This window comes from Agrobacterium sp. H141 (assembly GCF_057158725.1).
The window spans coordinates 233182-253419 of record NZ_JBXENI010000003.1 but is presented as its reverse complement, the minus strand read 5'-3'; the positions used below and the strand labels follow the sequence as shown (position 1 = coordinate 253419).

Annotated in this window: 17 protein-coding genes; 13 read left to right on the top strand and 4 right to left on the bottom strand. The window is 58.9% G+C overall.

All coding sequences use genetic code 11. The features are described from left to right. Nucleotide 1 precedes the first annotated feature (1 nt). The 4 genes from ACWPM9_RS22995 to ACWPM9_RS22980 form a co-directional block, all read right to left on the bottom strand. Nucleotides 2-1033 (bottom strand): four-carbon acid sugar kinase family protein, encoded by a 1032-nt coding sequence (locus tag ACWPM9_RS22995; RefSeq protein WP_484758129.1) that lies wholly within the window; start codon nucleotides 1031-1033, stop codon nucleotides 2-4. Between the two features lie 236 nt (nucleotides 1034-1269). Further along, nucleotides 1270-2385, bottom strand: a complete 1116-nt coding sequence (locus tag ACWPM9_RS22990; protein WP_484758163.1) for an iron-containing alcohol dehydrogenase — start codon at nucleotides 2383-2385, stop codon at nucleotides 1270-1272. After that, nucleotides 2385-3350 carry a 4-hydroxythreonine-4-phosphate dehydrogenase PdxA gene (gene pdxA / locus ACWPM9_RS22985; protein ID WP_428188766.1) on the bottom strand — a complete coding sequence of 322 codons (966 nt, stop codon included), beginning with the start codon at nucleotides 3348-3350 and terminating at the stop codon, nucleotides 2385-2387. The genes ACWPM9_RS22990 and pdxA overlap by 1 nt, the downstream gene beginning before the upstream one ends. Then, nucleotides 3347-4540 carry a sialidase family protein gene (locus tag ACWPM9_RS22980; protein WP_484758128.1) on the bottom strand — a complete coding sequence of 398 codons (1194 nt, stop codon included), beginning with the start codon at nucleotides 4538-4540 and terminating at the stop codon, nucleotides 3347-3349. Before ACWPM9_RS22980 ends, pdxA begins: the two co-directional genes overlap by 4 nt. A gap of 339 nt (nucleotides 4541-4879) precedes the next feature. Between ACWPM9_RS22980 and ACWPM9_RS22975 the strand changes: the two genes are divergently transcribed. The 13 genes from ACWPM9_RS22975 to ACWPM9_RS22915 all read left to right on the top strand — a co-directional run bounded on the left by ACWPM9_RS22975 (nucleotide 4880) and on the right by ACWPM9_RS22915 (nucleotide 20237). Continuing rightward, the gene (locus tag ACWPM9_RS22975) at nucleotides 4880-6379 is read left to right on the top strand and encodes an ABC transporter substrate-binding protein (RefSeq protein WP_484758127.1); all 1500 of its coding nucleotides are present in this window, start codon (nucleotides 4880-4882) and stop codon (nucleotides 6377-6379) included. A gap of 81 nt (nucleotides 6380-6460) precedes the next feature. Next, nucleotides 6461-7375: an ABC transporter permease gene (locus ACWPM9_RS22970; protein WP_428188769.1), complete on the top strand. Its 915-nt coding sequence runs from the start codon at nucleotides 6461-6463 to the stop codon at nucleotides 7373-7375. A gap of 12 nt (nucleotides 7376-7387) precedes the next feature. Continuing rightward, on the top strand, nucleotides 7388-8302 hold the full coding sequence (locus ACWPM9_RS22965) for an ABC transporter permease (protein ID WP_484758126.1): 915 nt from the start codon (nucleotides 7388-7390) through the stop codon (nucleotides 8300-8302). Between the two features lies 1 nt (nucleotide 8303). After that, on the top strand, nucleotides 8304-9953 hold the full coding sequence (locus ACWPM9_RS22960) for an ABC transporter ATP-binding protein (protein WP_484758125.1): 1650 nt from the start codon (nucleotides 8304-8306) through the stop codon (nucleotides 9951-9953). Beyond that, nucleotides 9953-10834, top strand: a complete 882-nt coding sequence (locus tag ACWPM9_RS22955; protein ID WP_484758124.1) for a dihydrodipicolinate synthase family protein — start codon at nucleotides 9953-9955, stop codon at nucleotides 10832-10834. The genes ACWPM9_RS22960 and ACWPM9_RS22955 overlap by 1 nt, the downstream gene beginning before the upstream one ends. Nucleotides 10835-11102: 268 nt before the next feature. Next, nucleotides 11103-12176, top strand: coding sequence for a DUF475 domain-containing protein (locus ACWPM9_RS22950; protein ID WP_484758123.1), 1074 nt, complete (start codon nucleotides 11103-11105; stop codon nucleotides 12174-12176). A 137-nt stretch (nucleotides 12177-12313) separates the two neighbouring features. Then, nucleotides 12314-14170, top strand: coding sequence for an FUSC family protein (locus ACWPM9_RS22945; protein ID WP_484758122.1), 1857 nt, complete (start codon nucleotides 12314-12316; stop codon nucleotides 14168-14170). A gap of 72 nt (nucleotides 14171-14242) precedes the next feature. Beyond that, a complete protein-coding gene (locus tag ACWPM9_RS22940; RefSeq protein WP_484758121.1) occupies nucleotides 14243-15316 on the top strand; it encodes a GlxA family transcriptional regulator in 1074 nt (357 codons plus the stop codon). A gap of 180 nt (nucleotides 15317-15496) precedes the next feature. Beyond that, on the top strand, nucleotides 15497-16402 hold the full coding sequence (locus ACWPM9_RS22935; RefSeq protein ID WP_428188777.1) for a LysR substrate-binding domain-containing protein: 906 nt from the start codon (nucleotides 15497-15499) through the stop codon (nucleotides 16400-16402). 94 nt (nucleotides 16403-16496) lie between these two features. Beyond that, nucleotides 16497-17483, top strand: coding sequence for a TRAP transporter substrate-binding protein (locus ACWPM9_RS22930; RefSeq protein WP_428188778.1), 987 nt, complete (start codon nucleotides 16497-16499; stop codon nucleotides 17481-17483). Between the two features lie 44 nt (nucleotides 17484-17527). Beyond that, on the top strand, nucleotides 17528-18001 hold the full coding sequence (locus ACWPM9_RS22925; protein ID WP_484758120.1) for a TRAP transporter small permease: 474 nt from the start codon (nucleotides 17528-17530) through the stop codon (nucleotides 17999-18001). Continuing rightward, the gene (locus ACWPM9_RS22920) at nucleotides 17998-19287 is read left to right on the top strand and encodes a TRAP transporter large permease (protein ID WP_428188780.1); all 1290 of its coding nucleotides are present in this window, start codon (nucleotides 17998-18000) and stop codon (nucleotides 19285-19287) included. The genes ACWPM9_RS22925 and ACWPM9_RS22920 overlap by 4 nt, the downstream gene beginning before the upstream one ends. 11 nt (nucleotides 19288-19298) lie before the next feature. Further along, a complete protein-coding gene (locus ACWPM9_RS22915; RefSeq protein WP_428188781.1) occupies nucleotides 19299-20237 on the top strand; it encodes a dihydrodipicolinate synthase family protein in 939 nt (312 codons plus the stop codon). Nucleotide 20238: the final 1 nt, after the last annotated feature.

Genomic DNA, 20238 nt, shown 5'->3' with positions numbered 1-20238 from the left:
GTCAGGCCGCCTTTCTCAGGATCTGTCGCACCAGTTTTAGCAGTGTATCGGGTTGGCCGAAGCCGCCCGACTTGGTGACGATATGGCGCCCGTCGGCAATGGCGAGCCCCATGCCGGGCATGCATTCGCCCAGAAGCCGGAAGCGCAATATACCCATCTTCTCAAGAACGGCTTCGGCAGTCGCTCCGCCGGTGAGCACAAGAGTAGATGCACGGTCGGTGAACGCCGGAACAACCATATTGGCAAGATTTGCAGACATCTCTAACGGTTGAACGGGTGCTGACCCTTCCGTGGCCTGCACGACGACAACCATCTCACGCGATCGGGCGGGGGAAGTGTCACACTCACCACTGGGCGCTGCGACATAGTCGATCACGCAGCGGCTTCGAAGATCATCAACCTGTTTAACCGTGATCGGATCACGCGAACCGACAACGATCAGCGTCGGGACTTCCGGCACAGCGATCAAAGGCTGCGGCTCCTTTGACGTCATTGTTTGGGCCAGGCTATCGGCAAGGCCTCTGGCGCCGATCAGCAAGTCAAAGCCCTCATTTTCCGCCAATTTCAGTGAGGTGAGCATCTCATCTTGTGATGATGTGTCGGGAATATGGGCGCGGGCCGCATGGGGACCCAGTTTTTCGGCCACGGCAATCGGCGTCTCAATGCCGAAGCCGCGCACATGACCGCCAACAACCAATCGACCGAAGTCGGGAATAGCCGGCGCGACCAGCGCCCGTTCAAACGACATCGCATCGAGCTCGGCCACGATATTGCCCTTCAGGCGCGAGTCGACCTTCTTGAATATTCGCACACCCACGGGCAACCGCTTCAGCGCTTCTGCCGTCGCGCGTGCGGCCTCACTGGCTGTTATTTCTCTCGATCTGAGATTGACGGCCAGCACGTCAGGCGCCTGAGCGAGGGCTTCATCCAGCGCGTCTGGATGAAGCACCACTTCGGTTGCCAGGCCGCGGCCGGCAAAAGGTGCAGCAGAATCGAGCGTTCCCGTTAGATCGTCGGCGAGAATGACAAGCATGAAAATTGGCGCCCGCTAGCTGTTGTTATCTAAATTTCCAAATTTTATTCATATTTGTCAAGCAATTGACGCTGGTGAATTACAAATAAAGGGCGGCGCAGATTACGACCCTGGCGTGTTGTCCTATGCTCGATGCGTTTCTATACGCGCATTTTATTCTCAAGCGTTTCTTGCGTCTCCCGCCAAGGGGGAGGAAAATTTCCTGGCGGGAGACACAAGGCGGGTCCAGGCAATGCCTAGAAGGCCCCGCGGTAGATCTCCAGAACGTCTGTCTCACTCATGTCGATGGGGTTATTATCCATCAATCGTCTGATCGCATGGGCATCACTGGCGTATCGCGCCAGATCCCCTTCGGTTGCCCCATGGGCCGCGAGCGACATCTCGATTCCGAGGTCAGCACAGAAGCCGTGGGCGGCAGAGCGAAGATCGGCTTGCGACAGCCCTTCTCCAAGGTTCAGCGCCAAGGCCACCTCAGCCGTTTTGGCTGCGACCACCGGCTGATTGAACGCCAGCACATGGGGGAAGATAATCGCATTGGCGAGACCGTGCGGCAAATGTAGCAATGTGCCGAGCGGATAGGAGATGGCGTGTCCCGCAGCCGTGTTTACCGGCCCCAGACAAATACCGCCATAATAAGAGGCGAGCATCATGCCCTCGCGTGCTTCGGTATCGGCACCGTCCTTTACGGCGCGCGCCAGAAACTTCCCCACCAGATGAAAGCCCATGCGCGCAAACCCGTCGATCATCGGGTGGGCCTTGCGGTTGGTGAAGGCCTCAACGCAATGCGCCATGGCGTCGACACCGGTCGCAGCCGTCACGGCAGGTGGAACGCTATAGGTCAGTTCCGGATCGAGCACGGCCAGATCGGCAATCAGATGCGGGCTTTCAACGGCGATCTTGTTGCCTTTGCCCGGATCGGTGATCAATGAGCGGATGCCGGCCTCCGATCCTGTACCGGCCGTCGTTGCGACTTGCGCCAGACGCGTGTTTCGTCCGCCGACACGATTGGGACCGGTGACATCGGCCAGCGTCTGCTCGCTGTCCCAAAGGGCGGCGACCAGCTTGGCTACATCCATGACGGAACCGCCACCCAAGCCGACAACGAGGTCCGGCTTTAGTTCGCGCGCCGAACTCAGCGCTGCCTCAAGCGTTGCGATATCCGGTTCCCCCGGAATGGCATCAAAGACGACGACCTTTCCGGAAAGCTTCAAGCGGTCGGCAAAACCGGATGTGATCGGTGTGGCGATGACGAGCGTTGATGCGGCGTCATGCGCCCAGGCTCCGACCTGTTCGATGGAGCCTGGGCCGACGACGAGGCGGCGCGGCTGATGAAGCGTGATCTGTGTTGCCATCATGACGCGTTCCTCGTCTCGTCCCGGCCGGCCACGAGCTTGCGGGCATAGGCGATGGCGGAGTTCATGTTGCCGTGATTGGCGATCCCGCGGCCAGCGATGTCGAAGGCGGTTCCATGATCAACCGACGTGCGGTCAATCGGCAGATCGACGGAAACGTTGACGGCTGTATCGAAGGCAACCAGCTTGATCGGGATATGGCCCTGATCGTGATACTGGGCGACGACCAGATCGAAACCGCCCGAATAGGCCCGATGGAAGACCGTATCCGCCGAAATCGGGCCTTCCACATTGATGCCTTCGGACTTCGCCGCCGCCACAGCAGGTGCGATCTGGTCGTCATCTTCAGTGCCGAACAGCCCGTTCTCGCCGCAGTGCGGATTGAGACCGGCAACGGCAATGCGCGGGCTGTCATAGCCAATGCGTTTCAGGTGGGCATCGCCCGCGCGAATGGTGGCAAGCACGCGCTCGGTCGTCGCGCGGCGGATTGCCTCCTGCAACGACACATGGGTCGAGACATGAATGACCTTCAACCGCTCCGATGCGAGCAGCATATAGGCTGCGGTCGAGCCGGTCAGGCTGCGCAACATTCCGGTGTGACCGTCATAGTGATGGCCCGCCAGATTCAGCGCTTCCTTGTTGATCGGGGCAGTCACAATACAGCCAATCGCATTGGCCTCGGCATCGCGCACGGCCTTTTCGATAAAGCGGAAGGCCGCGTCGCCGGCGACTGGAGAGAGTGTTCCCCAGGCAAGCGGCGCACCTTCGACGGGCAGATCGACGACGAAAGGCTTCAGATCCAGCGTCAGACCAAGGGCCTCGCGGGCCGCTTCCAGCGTTGCCAGATTGCCGTAGATACGAGTCGCGTCCCGATCCTTGGGAGACATCTCGGCCAGTGCCTTGACGGTGATTTCGGGGCCAACTCCACAGGGGTCGCCCATGGTAATGCCGATGATATTGCTCATGCTTGTCTCCCTGCCGCGCTGGCCCAACCGGGCGCCAGACGGACATATTTTATAGCGCGCCTGTGATAGGTGTAGGCGATATGAAGGCTGCCGTCTTGACCCTCCAGCAACCAGGGATAGGACATCTCCTTGTTGCGGCCATCGATGGAATCGTTGGAAAGGCAGGTGCCGGGTCCGTCTTCGATCAGGATGCGATGTGGAAAGCTGCATCCGTTATCCTGCGACACGGCTACGATAACCGGCGCACGCGGAACGCCCCAGACCGGCACGCAACCGCCGGTCGGATCTGCATCCGGCCTTGCGTCATCCTCGCCCAGTTCATCGTAGAGCGAAGCGCGACGATCGGGCGACAATTCGGCATTGATCGGATTGCAGATCATCGCGATGGTACCATCCTTCAGCCGAATGGCGGCGATGGAAGAATTGTTATTGGGCAGGTCTGTCGCCGCAGGCGCAGACCAGGTGCGCCCGCCGTCTGTGCTTTCAGTGCGGTAGACGAAATCGGCTTGCCTGCGGCGAAAGAATGCGGCGAAATGCCCATCATCCATAGCGACCGGGCTCATATGGACACAGCCGGTGGACTGGTCCAGATCTTCGAGCGTCCAGCTTTTGCCGCCATCCATTGAAATACCAACCGCTGCACGGTCGTGGCTGCCATTCCATTTCTGGCCGGGGCGTTGAATGCAGCGGAAAATCGGCAACATCCATGCACCGTCTTCGCGCACCACCAAAGGCGCGCGCACGAAACAGCCGCGCGGCAGATCGAGATAGCGCCCTTCTTCGGCGTGAAGGACAGCGGGATCGTGCTGATCGCGGCGGATTTCGGCCATGCGGATCTGGCACTCATCCTGATTGCCGGAAGGCTGCGAGGTGTGAAACAGCAAAAGCCGGCCATCGGGTGCCGGAAACAGCACGGGGTTCTGCTCGGAATGATCCGGATCGAAGCTTAGTCGCTGGGGTTTGCCCCACGCGCTCGCGCCCGCCGCCAGCACGGAGGCGAAGATGGAGATATCCGACTTCCCTTCCAGCGTTCCGCCGAACCAGGCACATACGAGATCACCATTTCCAAGCATATGCAGGAAAGCTGCATGGTTCTGCACCATGGGCGATGGCAGCAAGGCTTCGTGTCTGCCGGGCGCCGAATTTTCAAGCACGCCTGTCATGGATCGGGCGATGTCGTCAGGTGTCATAGAATACTCCTCCATGGTGGCGACAATCGTCACTTTTACAAAGTTGTCAAGTTTTATAGGTTTTAAATCGTCGCGGTAATCATCCTGATGTTATGCCTAAAGTGTTGTTTTTGTGTTATTTAATTTGTAAATAAAAAATATCTGAAATCAGAAACGTAAAATAATTTGACAAACTTGTCGTCACGTTGGATGTTTTGGTCAACGTGAAAAGCTCAATGACGCGGGAGGAATGTTCCGTCACAGGGCGATAGTCGCGGAGGGTATCCAAATGTGCTGCCTGCACCCGGTGCCCGCACTTGCCAGCCGTTACACTGCGCATTCAAAAGGGAGGAGAACCCAATGAAAAGATCACTATTGCTCGCAGCACTGCTGCTGGGCTCAACGCTGTCTTCGGCCCAGGCCGCTCCGGGCCCAATCACGATCGTTCTGCCGGAAGAGGCCGATCTGCTTGAGCCTTGCATGGCGACCCGCTCGAATATCGGCCGTGTCATCATGCAGAATGTGTCTGAGACATTGACCGAACTCGATGTTCGTGGCGACAAGGGCCTGATGCCGCGTCTGGCAACAAGCTGGGAAGAAACGGAGCCGGGCACATGGCGCTTCCATCTTCGTGAAGGCGTAACCTTTTCGGACGGCACATCATTCGATGCGAAAGACGTCAAGCACAGCATTGAACGGGTGATGAGCGACAAGAATGCCTGCGAGTCGCGCCGGTATTTCGGGGGCATGACGATCACGCCGACCGTCGTCGATGACAATACCATTGACGTGACAGTCGATCCGGCCCAGCCGATCCTGCCGCTTCTGCTATCGCTTTTGACCATCGTGCCGGAAGAAACACCGATGGAGTTCGTCCGCGAGCCTGTCGGCACCGGCCCATACAAGCTGACGGAATGGACCCCCGGCCAGCGCATTGTTCTCACAGAGCGCGACGATTATTGGGGCGACAAGCCCGACGTGACCGAGGCCACATATCTGTTCCGCGCCGACCCGTCCGTTCGCGCTGCCATGGTGCAGACCGGAGAGGCCGATATCTCCCCCTCGATCTCCCAGATCGAAGCCACAAATCCGGCCACCGATTTTTCCTATCTCGACAGCGAAACTGTCTATCTTCGCATCGACCATAATATCGCGCCGCTCAATGACGTGAGAATTCGCAAGGCGTTGAACCTTGCCATCGATCGTGATGCCTTCCTCGGTACGCTGGTTCCGGAAGGCGCGATCCTGGCAACAGCCATCGTGCCGCCGCCAACCCTTGGCTGGAACCCGGACGTCAAGGTATTCCCTTACGATCCGGCTGAAGCCCGCAAGCTGCTGGAAGAGGCCAAGGCCGACGGCGTGAAGGTCGATACGCCAATCACCATCATTGCGCGCTCTGCAAACTTCCCGAATGTCACTGAGATCATGGAAGCGATCCAGGCGCAGCTTCAGGAAGTCGGCTTCAACATCGAGCTGAAATTCGTCGAAGTGGCCGAACACGAAGTCTACTATTCCAAGCCGTTCAAGGAAGGTCGCGGTCCGCAGCTCGTTGCTGCTATGCACGACAATTCCAAGGGTGATCCATCCTTCTCGATGTTCTTCAAATATGACTCGAAGGGTACCCAGTCGGGCTTCTCCGATGCCAAGGTCGATGACCTCATTGCGCGGGCCTCTGCTGCCACCGGCGACGAGCGCGCCGAGTTGTGGTCGGAGCTGATTGCCTATCTCCATGACGATGTCGTGGCCGATGTGCTGCTGTTCCACATGGTCGGTTTCTCCAGGGTCTCCGAGCGCCTGGACTACACTCCGACCATGGCAACAAACTCCATGCTCCAGCTGTCCGAAATCAAGATCAAGTAACGGTTTCGGCGACCCGCTCGCCGAGATCCAGGACATACCGACGGCGGGCCATGCCCGCCGTCAACCGAGACCGAGGCAAGCATGTTCAGATTCATCCGCAAACGGGCTTTGGCCAGCCTCTTCTCCCTCGTCGGGCTTTTGGTGATGGTGTTTTTCCTGTCACGCCTGACCGGTGATCCGGCCGCACTCTTCCTGCCGGTTGAAGCCTCAGCGGAGATGAAGAACCAGTTTCGCGAATTGCATGGCCTGAACGATCCTCTGCTTGTGCAATTTGCCCATTATGTTGGCGACGTGCTTACCGGCAATCTGGGAGAGTCGCTGCGCAAGGCGCGCCCTGCCCTCGACGTGGTGCTGGAAGCCTTTGTCTGGACGCTGTGGCTTGCCGTTATCACCATGTCGCTGGTGACCGGTGCCGCCATCGTCGTCGGTTCACTCGCGGCATTCCGGTCTGGTGGCTTCTTCGACCGGTTTTCCTCGATCATTTCACTGATCGGCGCGTCGGTGCCGGATTTCTGGCTGGCAATCGTTGCCATCGTTGTCTTTTCCATCCAGCTCGCCGTCCTGCCGACCTCCGGCACGGGTTCCATATCGCACTGGATCTTGCCGATCGCCGTGCTCTTCGTTCGCCCCTTCGGCATTATCGTCCAGGTCGTGCGCGGCTCGATGATCGGAGCGCTGTCGTCAGCCTATGTGAAGACAGCCCGTGCCAAGGGCGTCAAATCGGGCCCGATCATCTTCATTCATGCGCTACGCAATGCCATGCTTCCGGTCATCACCGTGATCGGCGACCAGGCTGCAAGCCTGCTCAACGGGGCAGTGATCGTGGAAACCATTTTCGGCTTTCCGGGCGTCGGCAAGCTGATGATCGATTCCATTCTGCAACGCGACTTCAATGTGGTTCTTGCGGCCATTCTGGTCACTGCGCTTGCCATCTTTGTCATGAACCTACTGATCGATCTTGCCTATGCGCTGCTCGATCCTCGCATCCGTCACTGAGAGGACAGACGCATGGCAATGCCATCAACAGACAGCCTTTCCGCAGCCGAGCCTCCTTTCGTCATTCGTCTCGGACGCATGCTTCTTGCCGACAAATTCGCGCTGTGTGCAGCCATCTTCCTCGTGATGATGCTGGTCTTCGCATTGCTCGGTCCTGCCTGGCTTGGCGATGTCGCCACCAAGCAGAACCTGCGCGGCCGCAATCTCGCACCCTTCGATTTTGAGCGCGCCTGGTTCTGGTGGATGGGTGCCGATGCCCTTGGTCGCCCGCTTTTTGCCCGCATCATTGTCGCCACCCAGAACACACTGATGGTCGCTGCCGGCGCCGTCCTTCTTTCCTCGGTCATCGGCACCGTGCTGGGTCTCATTGCCGGCGTCGCTTCCGCCCGCGTCAGCCAGATCATCATGCGGTTTGCCGATGTGATCATGTCGTTCCCGTCGTTGCTGATTGCAGTGATCGTGCTCTATGTGCTGGGCTCGTCGATCCTGAACCTCATGCTGGTTCTGGCGATCACCCGCATTCCGGTTTATCTGCGCACCACACGCGCCGAGGTGCTGGAAATCCGAGAGCGCATGTTCGTACAGGCGGCCCGGGTCATGGGGGCCTCCGGCAAGCGCATCCTGTTTCGCCATATTCTGCCCGTGGTGTTCCCCACGCTGACCACGCTTGCCACGCTCGATTTCGCCTATGTAATGCTGGCTGAAAGCGCGTTGTCTTTCCTCGGCATCGGCATTCAGCCGCCCGAAATCACCTGGGGCCTGATGATTTCGCAAGGCCGCCAATATCTCACCAATGCCTGGTGGCTGTCCTTCTGGCCGGGGCTTGCCATCATCCTGACCACCATGTCGCTCAACCTGCTGTCGAACTGGCTGCGCATCGCGCTCGATCCGGTGCAGCGCTGGCGGCTGGAAATGAAAGGCCGCTGACATGGCAGATCATCTGCTTGAGGTTCGCAATCTTTCCGTCGAATTCCATACCGTCAATGGCGTGGTGCATGCGGTACGCGATATCTCCTATCATCTCGACAGAAGCGAAACGCTGGCCATTCTCGGCGAAAGCGGTTCGGGCAAGTCCGTGTCGTCGTCTGCAATCATGAACCTCATCGACATGCCGCCCGGTCGCATTACGTCCGGCGAAATCTTGCTGGATGGCGAAGACCTGCTGACCATGCCAGCGGAGCAAAGGCGTAGGGTCAACGGCTCGCGTATTGCGATGATCTTCCAGGATCCACTCAGTCATCTCAATCCGGTCTATACCGTTGGATGGCAAATCTGCGAGGCAATGACGACCCACGGAATGGCGTCTGATGGTGCCCGAAGCGAGGCCTTGCGTCTGCTGGGTCGCGTCGGCATTCCCGATCCCGAAAACGCGATGGACAAGTATCCGCATGAATTTTCGGGCGGCCAGCGGCAACGCGTGATGATTGCCATGGCACTGGCGCTGAAACCGGATCTCCTGATTGCCGACGAGCCGACCACCGCCCTGGATGTGACGGTACAGGCCGAAGTACTGGCGCTCCTCAAAGAGTTGCAACAGGAAACCGGCATGGCCGTCTTGATCATTACCCATGATCTGGGTGTGGTTGCCGATATCGCAGACCGCGTCGTGGTCATGGAAAAAGGCGTGCTAGTCGAGGGCGGCACGGTGCGAGACGTCTACAAGAATGCGCGCCATCCCTATACCAAAAAGCTGATTGCCGCGGCACCGGGCAAAGGCAATATGCATCAGCCGATTGCTGTTGGCGAACCGCTGCTGGCCGTGAAAGACGTGCGCAAGTTTTACGGCGCCTTCGAAGCGCTGAAGGGTGTCTCCTTCAATCTGATGGCCGGGGAAACCATGGCCGTGGTGGGCGAAAGCGGGTCAGGCAAGTCGACGCTTGCCCGCGTCTTGCTGCGGCTTGAGGAACCCGACGGCGGCAGCGCGCAGTGGAAAGGCAAGGACCTTTTCCAGATGCCGCCGGGCGAACTCTACAAGCTCAGGCGCGATCTGCAGATGGTGTTCCAGGACCCGACCCAATCTCTCAATCCGCGCATGACCGTCTATCAGCTTGTCTCTGAAGCCTGGGTCATCCATCCCGATATTTTGCCCAAGGCGAAGTGGCGCGAGCGGGTGGCCGAATTGCTGGATCAGGTGGGGTTGTCGCAAGAGCACATGAGCCGCTATCCGCACCAGTTTTCCGGCGGACAGCGTCAGCGTATCGCCATCGCGCGGGCGCTGGCGCTGGAACCGCAGTTGATCATCTGCGATGAGGCCGTTTCGGCGCTTGATGTCTCTGTTCAGGCTCAGGTGATCGAGCTTCTGGACAGGTTGCGCCGTGACATGGGCATTGCCTTTATCTTCATTGCCCACGACCTGCCGGTTGTCCGGGATTTTGCCGACCATGTGATGGTGATGGAAAAGGGTGACATCGTCGAACTCGGCACGGTAAGGCAAGTCTTCGACAACCCGCGCGAGGATTATACCCGCGCACTTCTCGGCGCCAGCCTCGATCCCGATCCAGACGTCCAGTCTGCCCGCCGCAAGGCGCGTCAGGCGGGCCTTGCGGCCACTGTCCCCCCTCTCAAGCGGAGTTTCTGATGTCCAAGAAAGCCTTTGTCGCGCTCGTGACCTGTTTCAACGAGGACGAGACGATCAATTATGAAGCCACCCGCGCCCAGGTGCGCCGTCAGGTGGCGGCGGGCAACAACATCATGTGCGCCGGCACCAATGGCGACTTTAGCGCCCTCACCCATGGCGAAAAGATCCGCCTGACGGAAGAAGTGGTCGACGAGGTTGCCGGCAAGGTGGATGTGATCGTCAATGCCGGCATGCCGGCCACCTTCGAAACGCTCCAGCTTGCAAAGGAATTCGACCGCATCGGCGTAGACGGCATCGCGGTTATTACGCCCTTCTTCATCGCCTGCACGCAGGACGGTCTGGTCCGCCATTTCTCGACAGTCGCCGATGCAGTGAGTACCCCTGTCTACCTCTACGATATCCCGGCCCGCACACAGAACCATATCGAGCCGGAAACCGCTCGAAAGCTTGCAAGCCATGGCAATATTGCCGGCATCAAGGATTCGGGCGGCGCACAGGAAACACTGGAGGCCTATCTGGCGATTGCCCGCGACCTGCCGGATTTCGAGGTTTATTCCGGGCCCGATCATCTCGTCTTGTGGGCGCTGCAAAATGGGGCCGCTGGCTGCATCTCCGGCCTTGGCAATGCGATGCCCGACGTCCTGGCCGGCATCTTGAACGGATTCAACTCCGGCGACATGGCCGATGCCGAGCGGCAGCAGGAAATCTACACGGCTTTCAGAACGGAACTCTACGCGCTTGGCTTTCCGCCGGCGCTGGTCAAACGGTCGCTTTATCTGCAGGATAATTCTGTTGGAGCCTCGCGCCAGCCGGCACTTTTGCCAAGCGCGGAGCAGGACGCGAAGATCCGGGATATTCTCGGACGCTTCGATCTGATCTGAACCTGCGATCACCGCTTGCAATGCGGTGAAACAGACTTATCTTCAGAGGCGCCGGTGAATAGATCCCGCGCCTTCAAAAACCTGATACCGGGCCCCTCTGGCGAGAATGACGGCGCTCTCGTGATGTCGGTATCACCCGCAAATAAGCCGGCGGCGAGTGAAAAATGTTCTCACCTGTCTCCCTTGCGACGCGTGTCGAATTCGACACCGTGAACGACGCCATATTGGCTAGCACAATGATCCAGGGTCTGATCTTCGAGGTGCAGCCATGAGCAAGATGCCCTCCAAAATATCCACTTTACGCTATTTCAGGTGGGCCTTTATCCTGACCTTTGTCGGACTGGCGCTCGGTGCCTGGCTCGGCTGGCAGTCGACCGGCACCGTGGGTGGAACGGCAACGATCTTCATGATCTGTGCCATTCTGGCGGTGCTTGAGATCTCGCTTTCCTTCGACAACGCCATTGTGAACGCCAACAAGCTCAAGACCATGACGCCGGTCTGGCAGAAGCGCTTTCTCACCTGGGGCATCGTCATTGCCGTGTTCGGCATGCGGATCGTCTTTCCATTGCTGGTCGTGGTCATTGCCGCCAGGATCGGCCCGATCGATGCCATCGTCATGGCCGCGTCGCGACCGCAGGAATATGCGCTCATCATGCATGAGGCGCAGTTGCCGATAGCCGCCTTCGGCGGCACATTCCTGATGATGGTGGCGTTGAAGTTCTTCTTCGACCAGGAAAAGGATGTTCACTGGATCGGTTGGCTGGAGCGCCATCTGTCCAATTTCGCGGCCATCAAGGGCATCGAGATCGCCTTCATGCTGGTCGTGATCCTGGCATTTTCCTACACCATTGTTGATGCTCCGCAGACAGAGATGAACGAACCGGTTTCCTTCGTCTACAGCGCCATCTACGGCCTCGTGACCTTCCTGCTTGTTGAAGTCGTCGGCGGATTTATGGACGCGTCTCAGCAAAGTGTGCGCTCAGCGGCAAGCGGTGGTCTGGGTGCCTTCATCTATCTCGAAGTGCTCGATGCCAGCTTCTCCTTTGACGGCGTAATCGGCGCTTTCGCTTTGACCCAGAACCTCTTCATCATTGCCATCGGCCTTGGCATCGGCGCCATGTATGTACGCTCAATGACGATCATGCTGGTCGAAAAAGGCACGCTTGCAGAGTACAGATATCTGGAGCACGGCGCCTTTTATGCCATCCTGATCTTGTCGCTGATCATGTTCTGCCAGACCCAGATCCATATCCCCGAAGCCTTGACTGGCCTTGGCGGCGCTGCCTTGATCGGCATATCGCTCTGGTCCTCCATCTTGTACAACAGACGGGAGCAGAGCTAGAAGCCATTAGATGCACCGTTCTTGGCATGCGCCGGGAATGGCGATAAAAGCGGGCCGGCATCTCGACCCGCACGGACCTGATCATATCCGGCCTGGCGATGCCCATGGGTTATGGCAGAGGCATGAGGTGATGCAGCGTGAGTGGACCAGACAGGAACAAGCACGCAGGCACACCACCTGAACGGGTTCGCGGTCTGGCGCGCTGGCTTGAACTGCGCGCCATCGCACTCACGCCTGAACATTTGCATCTGGAAGATGGCATTCGCGCCGCATTCATTGTTGCAGTACCATTGCTGGTGGTCGTAGCGACCGGCCAGAGCCACTTCGGATGGGCGATCTTTGCTGCCTTCTGGACCTGTCTTGCCGATACCGGTGGCCCCGAGCGCCGACGCCGCGGTTTGCTGGTGGGCTTCGTGGCGCTGGGCAGCATGGCCGCACTGATCGGGTCATTCCTGGCTGGCTACGGCATCGTCTTTGCCCTTTCGGTCGGCCCGGTGCTGGTCGCCATTACCGCACTTTTGCCGCTGCGTTGGCCAGCGTCGACGATGGTTGCGACCCTGGTTGGCGTGGTGGCAGTGGTGGCGGCGGGTTATCCGCTGCCTGCAGCCGGTGCAGCGATGCTTGCCTTGACATTCTTCTGTGGTGGCAGCTGGGCTGCCATTATCCTCACCATTGTCTGGCGCACGGACCGGTGGCTTCCAGCGCGACAGGCGGTTGCCGCAGTCTATGCGCGGCTGGGCGACATGGCGACCGATATAGCGGAAGCGCAGGGTGCAGACCAGATGGATCCGCGGCGTTCAACGCATAGCCAGCACCGCCGGGCCGTGCGCATGGCAATCGAGAGAGCGACCGGTCTCTTGGGCCAGAACGCAATCGCCGATGATGCCAAGTCCAACGGACTGGAGGAAGCACTGGCCATAGCCGACAGTGTTTTCCACGGCCTGCTGGCACTCGATCATCTGCGCCTGACAAAACAGCTCGATGCGGATTTGCGCGCTGCACTGAATGCGATCGCGCCTCTTCTTGCACAGGCACGGAAAACGATTGTCGACCGCTCGACCGATATCAAAGCGGTTGAGCCGAGAGCGAGGATGCTGGCACAAATGCTGCCCGCCCAGCATGGCGCCGGTACACGTGCCATTCACGCCATTGCGGCTGCCTTCAAACATGAGGATGATGATGCCAGTGTTGCGCTGAGCGGTTCGCGCATGCAAGCGGCAGACAGCGGACAATCAAGGCGCGTCCTGCAGACCGCTGTCCGCTCCGGGGTCGGCGTTGCTGTCGTCACGCTTGTCGCCCATCTGCTGTCGCTCACCTATCCCTACTGGGCGACCATGGCAATCATCGTTGTCCTTCAGCCGGGACCCCGCATGAGCTGGAGCCGCAGCCTGGAGCGCATTCTCGGCTCGTCTGCCGGCGGTGTACTGGCACTGGCAATTCTGTCTGCGCCCATCGGCTACACTTTTTTGATCGCTTTGGTGATTACCATCGCCGCGGCGACAATTGCCGTGCGCTCGGTCAACTACACGCTGTTCGTCGTCTTCCTCACACTACTGTTCGTGCTGGTCATGGACATCCTCAGCCCCGGCGAAGGGATTGCGTCTGCGCGCATTCTCGACAATGTGCTTGGTAGCGTGGTCGCCATTCTGGTTACGTTGATCGTCTGGCCCAATCGGGAAGCATCGGTTTCCAGTCTTGTCGCAGAGGCGGTTCATGCCAACCAAGCCTATCTCGACGCGGTCGGTAGCGGCGATGCGAGACTGATTGCGCCTGCACGTCGCGATGCAGGCCTTGCCAGCACCGAAGCCGAAATCGCCATGCATGCGTCTGACCGTATCATTCGGCGGCGATCGACCGAAGAGGACAAAACGGCCATCATTGCCGCGCGCCAGCTGGCCGGCGAGGCCGCCGCACTCTGGTACTCGAACCATGAGCTGCCGAAGCCTGGCGGCGATGCCCCATCGATCACTTCCCCTGGCGATAGCAGGCCTTGAGCCGTAAAACAGTGATGTCGGGCGGCGACCGGCTTGACCGGGGCTTCTGCATGGACTTCAATCATCCGCGACATGCATTCGCAAAATGAACACGCGCCGAAGGGCGAACATCGCAACCCAAATCAGCTGCGGGTCGGGTTTATCCTGGCGCGCGGCTTTACGCTGAGTGCGTTCGCTCTGTTCGTTGATGCGCTGAGGCTTGGCAGCGATGTCGCTGATCGCTCGGGCCGGATCAATTGCGATTGGGAAGTTCTGAGCAGCAGTCGGCATTTCATGACGTCGAGCTGCGGTGTGCAGGTTTCCCCCACCTCGTCGCTGCGCCCTCCGACAGAGTTCAGCTATATCGCTGTCATCGGCGGACGGCTCAATGTGAGCGAGCCGATCGATGCCGAAACCGAACGCTATCTGAAACAGGCAAGTGCCCTTGGCGTTCCCGTTCTGGGCGTGTGTACCGGCAGCTTCATTCTGGCCCAGGCCGGACTTCTGGATGATCGGCTGAGTTGCGTCAGCTGGCTGCATTACGGCGAGTTCAAGGAACGCTTTCCCAATCTGAGCGTGACCTCGCAGCGCATCTTCGTCGAAGATCGTAACATCATGACCTGCGCCGGTGGCAGCAGCGTTGCCGATCTTGCGACCTTTCTTCTGCGCCGCCATGTCGGTCCGGAGGCGGAGCGCAATGCGCTGGAAATCCTGCAGATCGTTCGCCGCCGCGATTCAGACGAACTCCAGCCGCGCGACCCACTCGATTTCGGTGGCATTCGCGACGAGCGGGTCAGCCGCAGCCTGATGCTGATGGAACAGCGTATTGAAGAAGTGCTGGATATTGCCGCAGTGGCGGACAAGATCGGCCTGTCGCGCCGGCAACTGGAGCGGCTTTTCCAGAAGGAGCTGAATGCGACGCCTGCGGCCATCTATCAGGTTCTTCGCCTGAAAACGGCTATGCGGCTGGTCGCGGGAACGGATATGCCCTTGATCGATATCGCCATTCAAACCGGCTTTGAAAACTCGTCGCACTTCATCCGTCGCTTCAAGAAAGCCTTTGCCGTAACGCCGACGTCCGTCAGGCGGCAGGGCGAGCAGCAGCGGCAGGAATGGGCAAAGCGCAGCATGCCGCAACTGCAGGGACGAACTGAAGCGCGCACCTAGTGCGACCGCGAACGCGAAGGGCTGCAGTGAGGTCAGGCGGATCAGCGTATTTTTGTTATTGAGGTCGCAATCGCCAGTCCGCTTGACGGCGTTCATGGCCTGAAGAGGCGATCTGTCGACATTGCCTCGCCCGATCTATTGCGACAGGGTGAAGGACCAATTGCACGGTGAAGAAGTGATATGAATCAACGACAGATACTGGCCTTTCGCCTTGCCATGCGGCACGGATCGATCACGGCGGCGGCACAAACGCTCAACGTCTCGCAGCCCGCCGTCAGCCGTCTGATCGCGGATCTGGAGCAGGCAATCGGGTTTTCGCTCTTTCTGCGCCAGGGCGGCAAGATCCAGCCGACACCGGAGGCGATCCAGTTTCAGCAGGAAGTCGAGCGCATGTATTACGGTTTCGACCGCCTGAAGCAGGCGGCCAACGAGATCAAGGATCTGCGCCGCGCCACCTTGCATATTTCGACCATGCCAATGGTCAGTTTCGAGATCGTACCGGCAACGCTAAAGCGGTTCCTCGACGAGCATCGCGGCATCAGGGTGACCCACAATGTTCACACCTCCTCCCGGATCGTGGACATGATGACGTCGCGACAGCTCGACTTCGGCCTGGCCCAGACCCATGTCGAACGTCGCGACATCGACATCATCGCCTCCTATCGCAGCTATTGCGTTTGCGTCATGCCGAAGGATCATCCTCTGGCCGGGCTTTCGTCCATCGGTCCCCGCGACCTCAAGGATGAACCGATGGTGGCGCTCGCACATCACACCGTCACGGCCAATTACGTGACGCAGAGCTTCGCTTCAGCCGGCATCACCCCGAGTATTGCCATGGAAAGCCAGCCATCCTACTCCGCTTGCGGCCTGGCTGCTGTTGGCATCGGCGTTGCAATCGTCGACCCGTTCACGCCTAAAATTTTCGGCGACAGGTTGGCAACGGTGCCATTCGAGCCGGAAATTCCCTTTGATTTCCATCTGATAAAGCCGGCAGAGATTCCGATCACGCGGGCAGCCGAAGGCTTTGCCGATGCGCTCGTCCGGACGCTGGCCGAGATACCCGGCCTGGAAGTTTTCACTCCATAACATTTACGCATGGATCGAAAGATTAATTCTATTTGATTTTATGGGGAACCGGACAGAAGCTCGTCTTAACAAATAGCAAAAGGGAACCACGACCATGCGCGCCAAACGCCTCCTCGCCACAATTGCGTCTTTGACCATCAGCGTCTCGTCAGCAATGGCTGCAGATTTCAACATGCGTCTTCACACGCTGGTGAAATCGCCGCATCCGTATAACGACATGGCGGAATTCATGAAGAAGACGCTGGAGGAAAAGAGCGACGGTCGCATCGCCGTCCAGATCTTCGATTCGGGACAACTCGGCCAGGATCCGGCTGTGATCAGCGAACTGGCGTTCGGCACGATCGACATGATGATCAGCACGACCAGCAATGCCGCCGAGCAGGTTCCGGAATATGGCATCTTCACCATGCCCTATCTGTTTGACGGCATGGAAGGCATCACCAAGAAGATCGGCCCCGGCACACCGGTTGAGGCCCATTTCGAAAAGATCTACGAAGATCGTGGTCTCGGCATTCATCTTCTCGCACTGGGCGCATCGGGCGCGCGTAACCTCGCGACCAAGGACAAGCCGGTCAATGATCTTGCCGATCTCGCCGGTATGCGCATGCGTACGCCACCATCGCCGATGGATGCCGAAACCTGGAGCGCGCTGGGCATGCTGCCGGTGACGATCGCCTGGGGCGAACTTTACGCGGCACTTCAGACCGGTGTTGCAGGCGCGATGGAAAGCTCGCTTCCCGGTTATTCCGGCGCCAAGCTCTACGAAGTCGCCCCCAATCTGGCCCTCACCCAGCACACGCTTCAGATCAACCACATCTCCATTTCGGATGTGACCTGGAACAAGCTGCCGGACGACCTGAAGGCGCTGGTGCAGGAAACGGCCACAGAAGCCAATGAACTGGGTGTCGAAAAGGCCATCGAATATGATGCCAATCTGGTGGATTCGCTGGCCAAGGATCACGGCGTCAAGGTTACCCATCCGGATACCGCAGCCTTCAAGGCAAAGCTCGAGCCGATCCAGGCCAAGCTTGCCGAAAAGCTCGATCTGTCTGCAGAATATGAGTTGCTGACAGCCAAGTAAGTCTCGGCTGCCCCCTCAATCTGTCTCGGGAAGGTATTCCTTCAATGTTGCGCCGTTTTAACACGCATGTCGCAGCCGTGGCCGAGTTCGGCCTCTGGCTCGGCTTCCTGGGTCTGATCCTTATGGTCGGGCTCCAGGTTCTGGCCAGAACCATCCTCAAGCTGCCGCTGATCTGGACACCGGATCTGGCACAGCTTCTGTTTTCCTGGCTGATTTTCGTCGGTGCCGCTGTGGCACTGCGGCGCAACGCCCACTACACGGTGGACATGCTGCCACCGAGCTGGCGGGCGCTCAACGTGCCACTCGCGTTCTTCGGCATGCTCGTTACCGCACTGGTCGTCTATCTGCTGGTCGTCAACGGCTATGCGCTGGTGGCCTTGCGCCAGTCCGGAACCATTCAGTCACTGGGCATTTCCCGCATGTGGCTGTTCCTGCCAATCCCGGTCAGCGGGATTTTGATGGCGCTATTCTCCTTCGAGACACTGCTCGACATGCTCACCGGAAAGTCCGCCCGATGAACCCGCTGGTCCTCCTTCTGTCAAGCTTCTTCGTCCTGATCATTCTCAGGGTCAATATCGGCTTTTCGCTCATCGCCGCCTCCCTGATTGTCATGTGGCAGCAGGGCCTGCCGCTGACGTCTGCGGTCAACCAGATGTATTCCGGCATCGACAGCTTCACCTTGCTGGCGGTTCCCTTCTTCATGCTGCTTGGCCGTGTTCTCAATGCCGGCTCCATCACCGATCGGCTACTGGCCGTTGCCAATGCAAGCGTTGGCCATGTCCGTGGCGGTCTGGGCCATGTGAACGTGTTCGTCTCCATGGTCTTTGCCAGCCTCTCCGGTTCTGCTGCCGCCGATACCGCAAGCGTTGGCTCTATCCTCATTCCGGCGATGAAAAAGGCCGGCTATGATCCAGCCTTTGCTGTCGCCCTGACAGCCGCATCCTCCACGCTCGGGGTCATCATTCCGCCGTCAATCGTGCTGATCGTCTATGGTGCCTTCGGCAATGTTTCCATCGGCGCGCTTTTTCTCGGCGGCGTCGTGCCGGGCTTGCTGATCGGCCTGTCGATGATGATCTACACCTACATCCTCGCTGTTCGTCACGGTTATCCCGCCGACCCGTTCCCCGGTATCAGGGCCATGGGTGGCATCCTCAAGCGCGGTGCAGCCCCCATGCTGATCCCCGTGCTGGTGCTGGGCGGTATCGTCGGCGGTGTGTTTACGCCCACGGAAGGCTCCATCATCGCGGTCGGCTGGGCGTTGTTCCTGTCGCTCGTCGTCTATCGCGACGTGCCATTGCGCAGCATGCCCAAACTGCTCACCGATGCGGTCATCGACTTTGCCGTACCGATGTTCACAGTAGCCGGCGCCGGTATCTTCGGATGGCTGATCGCCTATCTGGGAGCAGCCCAGATCGTGGTGGACTTTATTACCGCGCAGACATCGAACCCTTACCTCATCATGCTGATGCTGGTCGGCTTCCTACTGCTGATCGGCACCGTCCTCAACCCGATTTCGGCGACCCTGATCTTCCTGCCGATCATCCAGGCGCTTGGCACGACCTCGGGTGTCGACCCGGTACATCTGGGCGTTCTGACCACCATCATCCTGTCGATCGGTCTCGTCACGCCGCCTTACGGTATCTGCCTGCTGATCGCGGCCCAGATCGGTGAGGTCAGTATTGGCCGTGCCATGATCGCGGTTCTGCCGATCTGTATCCTGACGATCTTCATCGCCTGCATCTCGCTCTGGGTCCCCGACATCGTTCTGGGCCTGCCCAAGCTTCTCGTTCCACAATATTTCTAGGAGATATTACCATGGCTCATATCAAGCCAAAGGGCTCGTTCGTCGCCCTCGTTACCCCGATGAACAACGACGGAACGATCGACTACGAAGGTTTCCGCACGCTGTTGAACTGGCACCATGAAAACGGCACCGAAGCGGTGCTGATCATGGGCTCGACCGGCGAAGTCTCGATGCTGTCTGCCGAAGAGCGCAAGATGATCATCTCCGAGACCGCCAAGATGAAGCCGGGCAATATGCTGATGTATTACGGCATTACCGGCAACAATACCGAAACCACCATCGATTATGCCCGCTATGCCAAGGCAGAAGGTGCCGACGGTGCCATTCTGGCAGCGCCTGCCTATATCTGCGCCGACAATGCCGCCATTACCGATTACGCCATGGAAGTGCTCGACAGCACCGATCTGGCCATGGGTTTTTACAACAACCCGCCGCGCGTGAAGACCGACCTGCACTGGAACGATCTGCTGAAGCTTGCCGAGCATCCCAATATGGTGGTGCTGAAGGAATCGACCACCCGCGTGGGCCAGGTTGCTCAGGTTTGCGCTGCCAAGCCCGATATGGCGATCATGTGCTGCTGCTCGCCGAACCTCGGTCTGGTTATTCCAACCATGGCGCTGGGCGGCCATGGCACGGCAAACATGACAGGCAACATCATTCCGCGCGAAATGGCGATCATTTCCAAGCCATGGGAAAGCGGTGAGGATGCCTTCAACTGCCGTGAAGCATGGCTGACCAACCTGCCCATGCTGCACTTTGCCTATTCCGCCATCAACCCGGTCGCCGTAAAGACGCTGATGCGCGTTCTCGGCATGCCGTCTGGTCCGCTGCGCAAGCCTTTGCAGCCGATTGACGGTGCCAAGCTGCAGGTCGGCATCCAGGCCTTCAAGGATCTTGGCCTTACAGAGCGTTACGGCTTCGAAGTCGATTTCGCCGCTGCGGCTGAGTGAC

Excerpts from the sequence above, each read along its gene's own strand:
- ACWPM9_RS22950 (WP_484758123.1), top strand. The coding sequence starts at position 11,103 with ATGAGCAAGATGCCCTCCAAAATATCCACTTTACGCTATTTCAGGTGG.
- ACWPM9_RS22990 (WP_484758163.1), bottom strand. The coding sequence starts at position 2,385 with ATGGCAACACAGATCACGCTTCATCAGCCGCGCCGCCTCGTCGTCGGC.
- ACWPM9_RS22925 (WP_484758120.1), top strand. The coding sequence starts at position 17,528 with ATGTTGCGCCGTTTTAACACGCATGTCGCAGCCGTGGCCGAGTTCGGC.
- ACWPM9_RS22965 (WP_484758126.1), top strand. The coding sequence starts at position 7,388 with ATGGCAATGCCATCAACAGACAGCCTTTCCGCAGCCGAGCCTCCTTTC.
- ACWPM9_RS22980 (WP_484758128.1), bottom strand. The coding sequence starts at position 4,540 with ATGACACCTGACGACATCGCCCGATCCATGACAGGCGTGCTTGAAAAT.
- ACWPM9_RS22970 (WP_428188769.1), top strand. The coding sequence starts at position 6,461 with ATGTTCAGATTCATCCGCAAACGGGCTTTGGCCAGCCTCTTCTCCCTC.
- ACWPM9_RS22935 (WP_428188777.1), top strand. The coding sequence starts at position 15,497 with ATGAATCAACGACAGATACTGGCCTTTCGCCTTGCCATGCGGCACGGA.
- ACWPM9_RS22955 (WP_484758124.1), top strand. The coding sequence starts at position 9,953 with ATGTCCAAGAAAGCCTTTGTCGCGCTCGTGACCTGTTTCAACGAGGAC.
- ACWPM9_RS22940 (WP_484758121.1), top strand. The coding sequence starts at position 14,243 with ATGCATTCGCAAAATGAACACGCGCCGAAGGGCGAACATCGCAACCCA.
- ACWPM9_RS22995 (WP_484758129.1), bottom strand. The coding sequence starts at position 1,033 with ATGCTTGTCATTCTCGCCGACGATCTAACGGGAACGCTCGATTCTGCT.
- ACWPM9_RS22915 (WP_428188781.1), top strand. The coding sequence starts at position 19,299 with ATGGCTCATATCAAGCCAAAGGGCTCGTTCGTCGCCCTCGTTACCCCG.
- ACWPM9_RS22960 (WP_484758125.1), top strand. The coding sequence starts at position 8,304 with ATGGCAGATCATCTGCTTGAGGTTCGCAATCTTTCCGTCGAATTCCAT.
- pdxA (WP_428188766.1), bottom strand. The coding sequence starts at position 3,350 with ATGAGCAATATCATCGGCATTACCATGGGCGACCCCTGTGGAGTTGGC.
- ACWPM9_RS22930 (WP_428188778.1), top strand. The coding sequence starts at position 16,497 with ATGCGCGCCAAACGCCTCCTCGCCACAATTGCGTCTTTGACCATCAGC.
- ACWPM9_RS22975 (WP_484758127.1), top strand. The coding sequence starts at position 4,880 with ATGAAAAGATCACTATTGCTCGCAGCACTGCTGCTGGGCTCAACGCTG.
- ACWPM9_RS22920 (WP_428188780.1), top strand. The coding sequence starts at position 17,998 with ATGAACCCGCTGGTCCTCCTTCTGTCAAGCTTCTTCGTCCTGATCATT.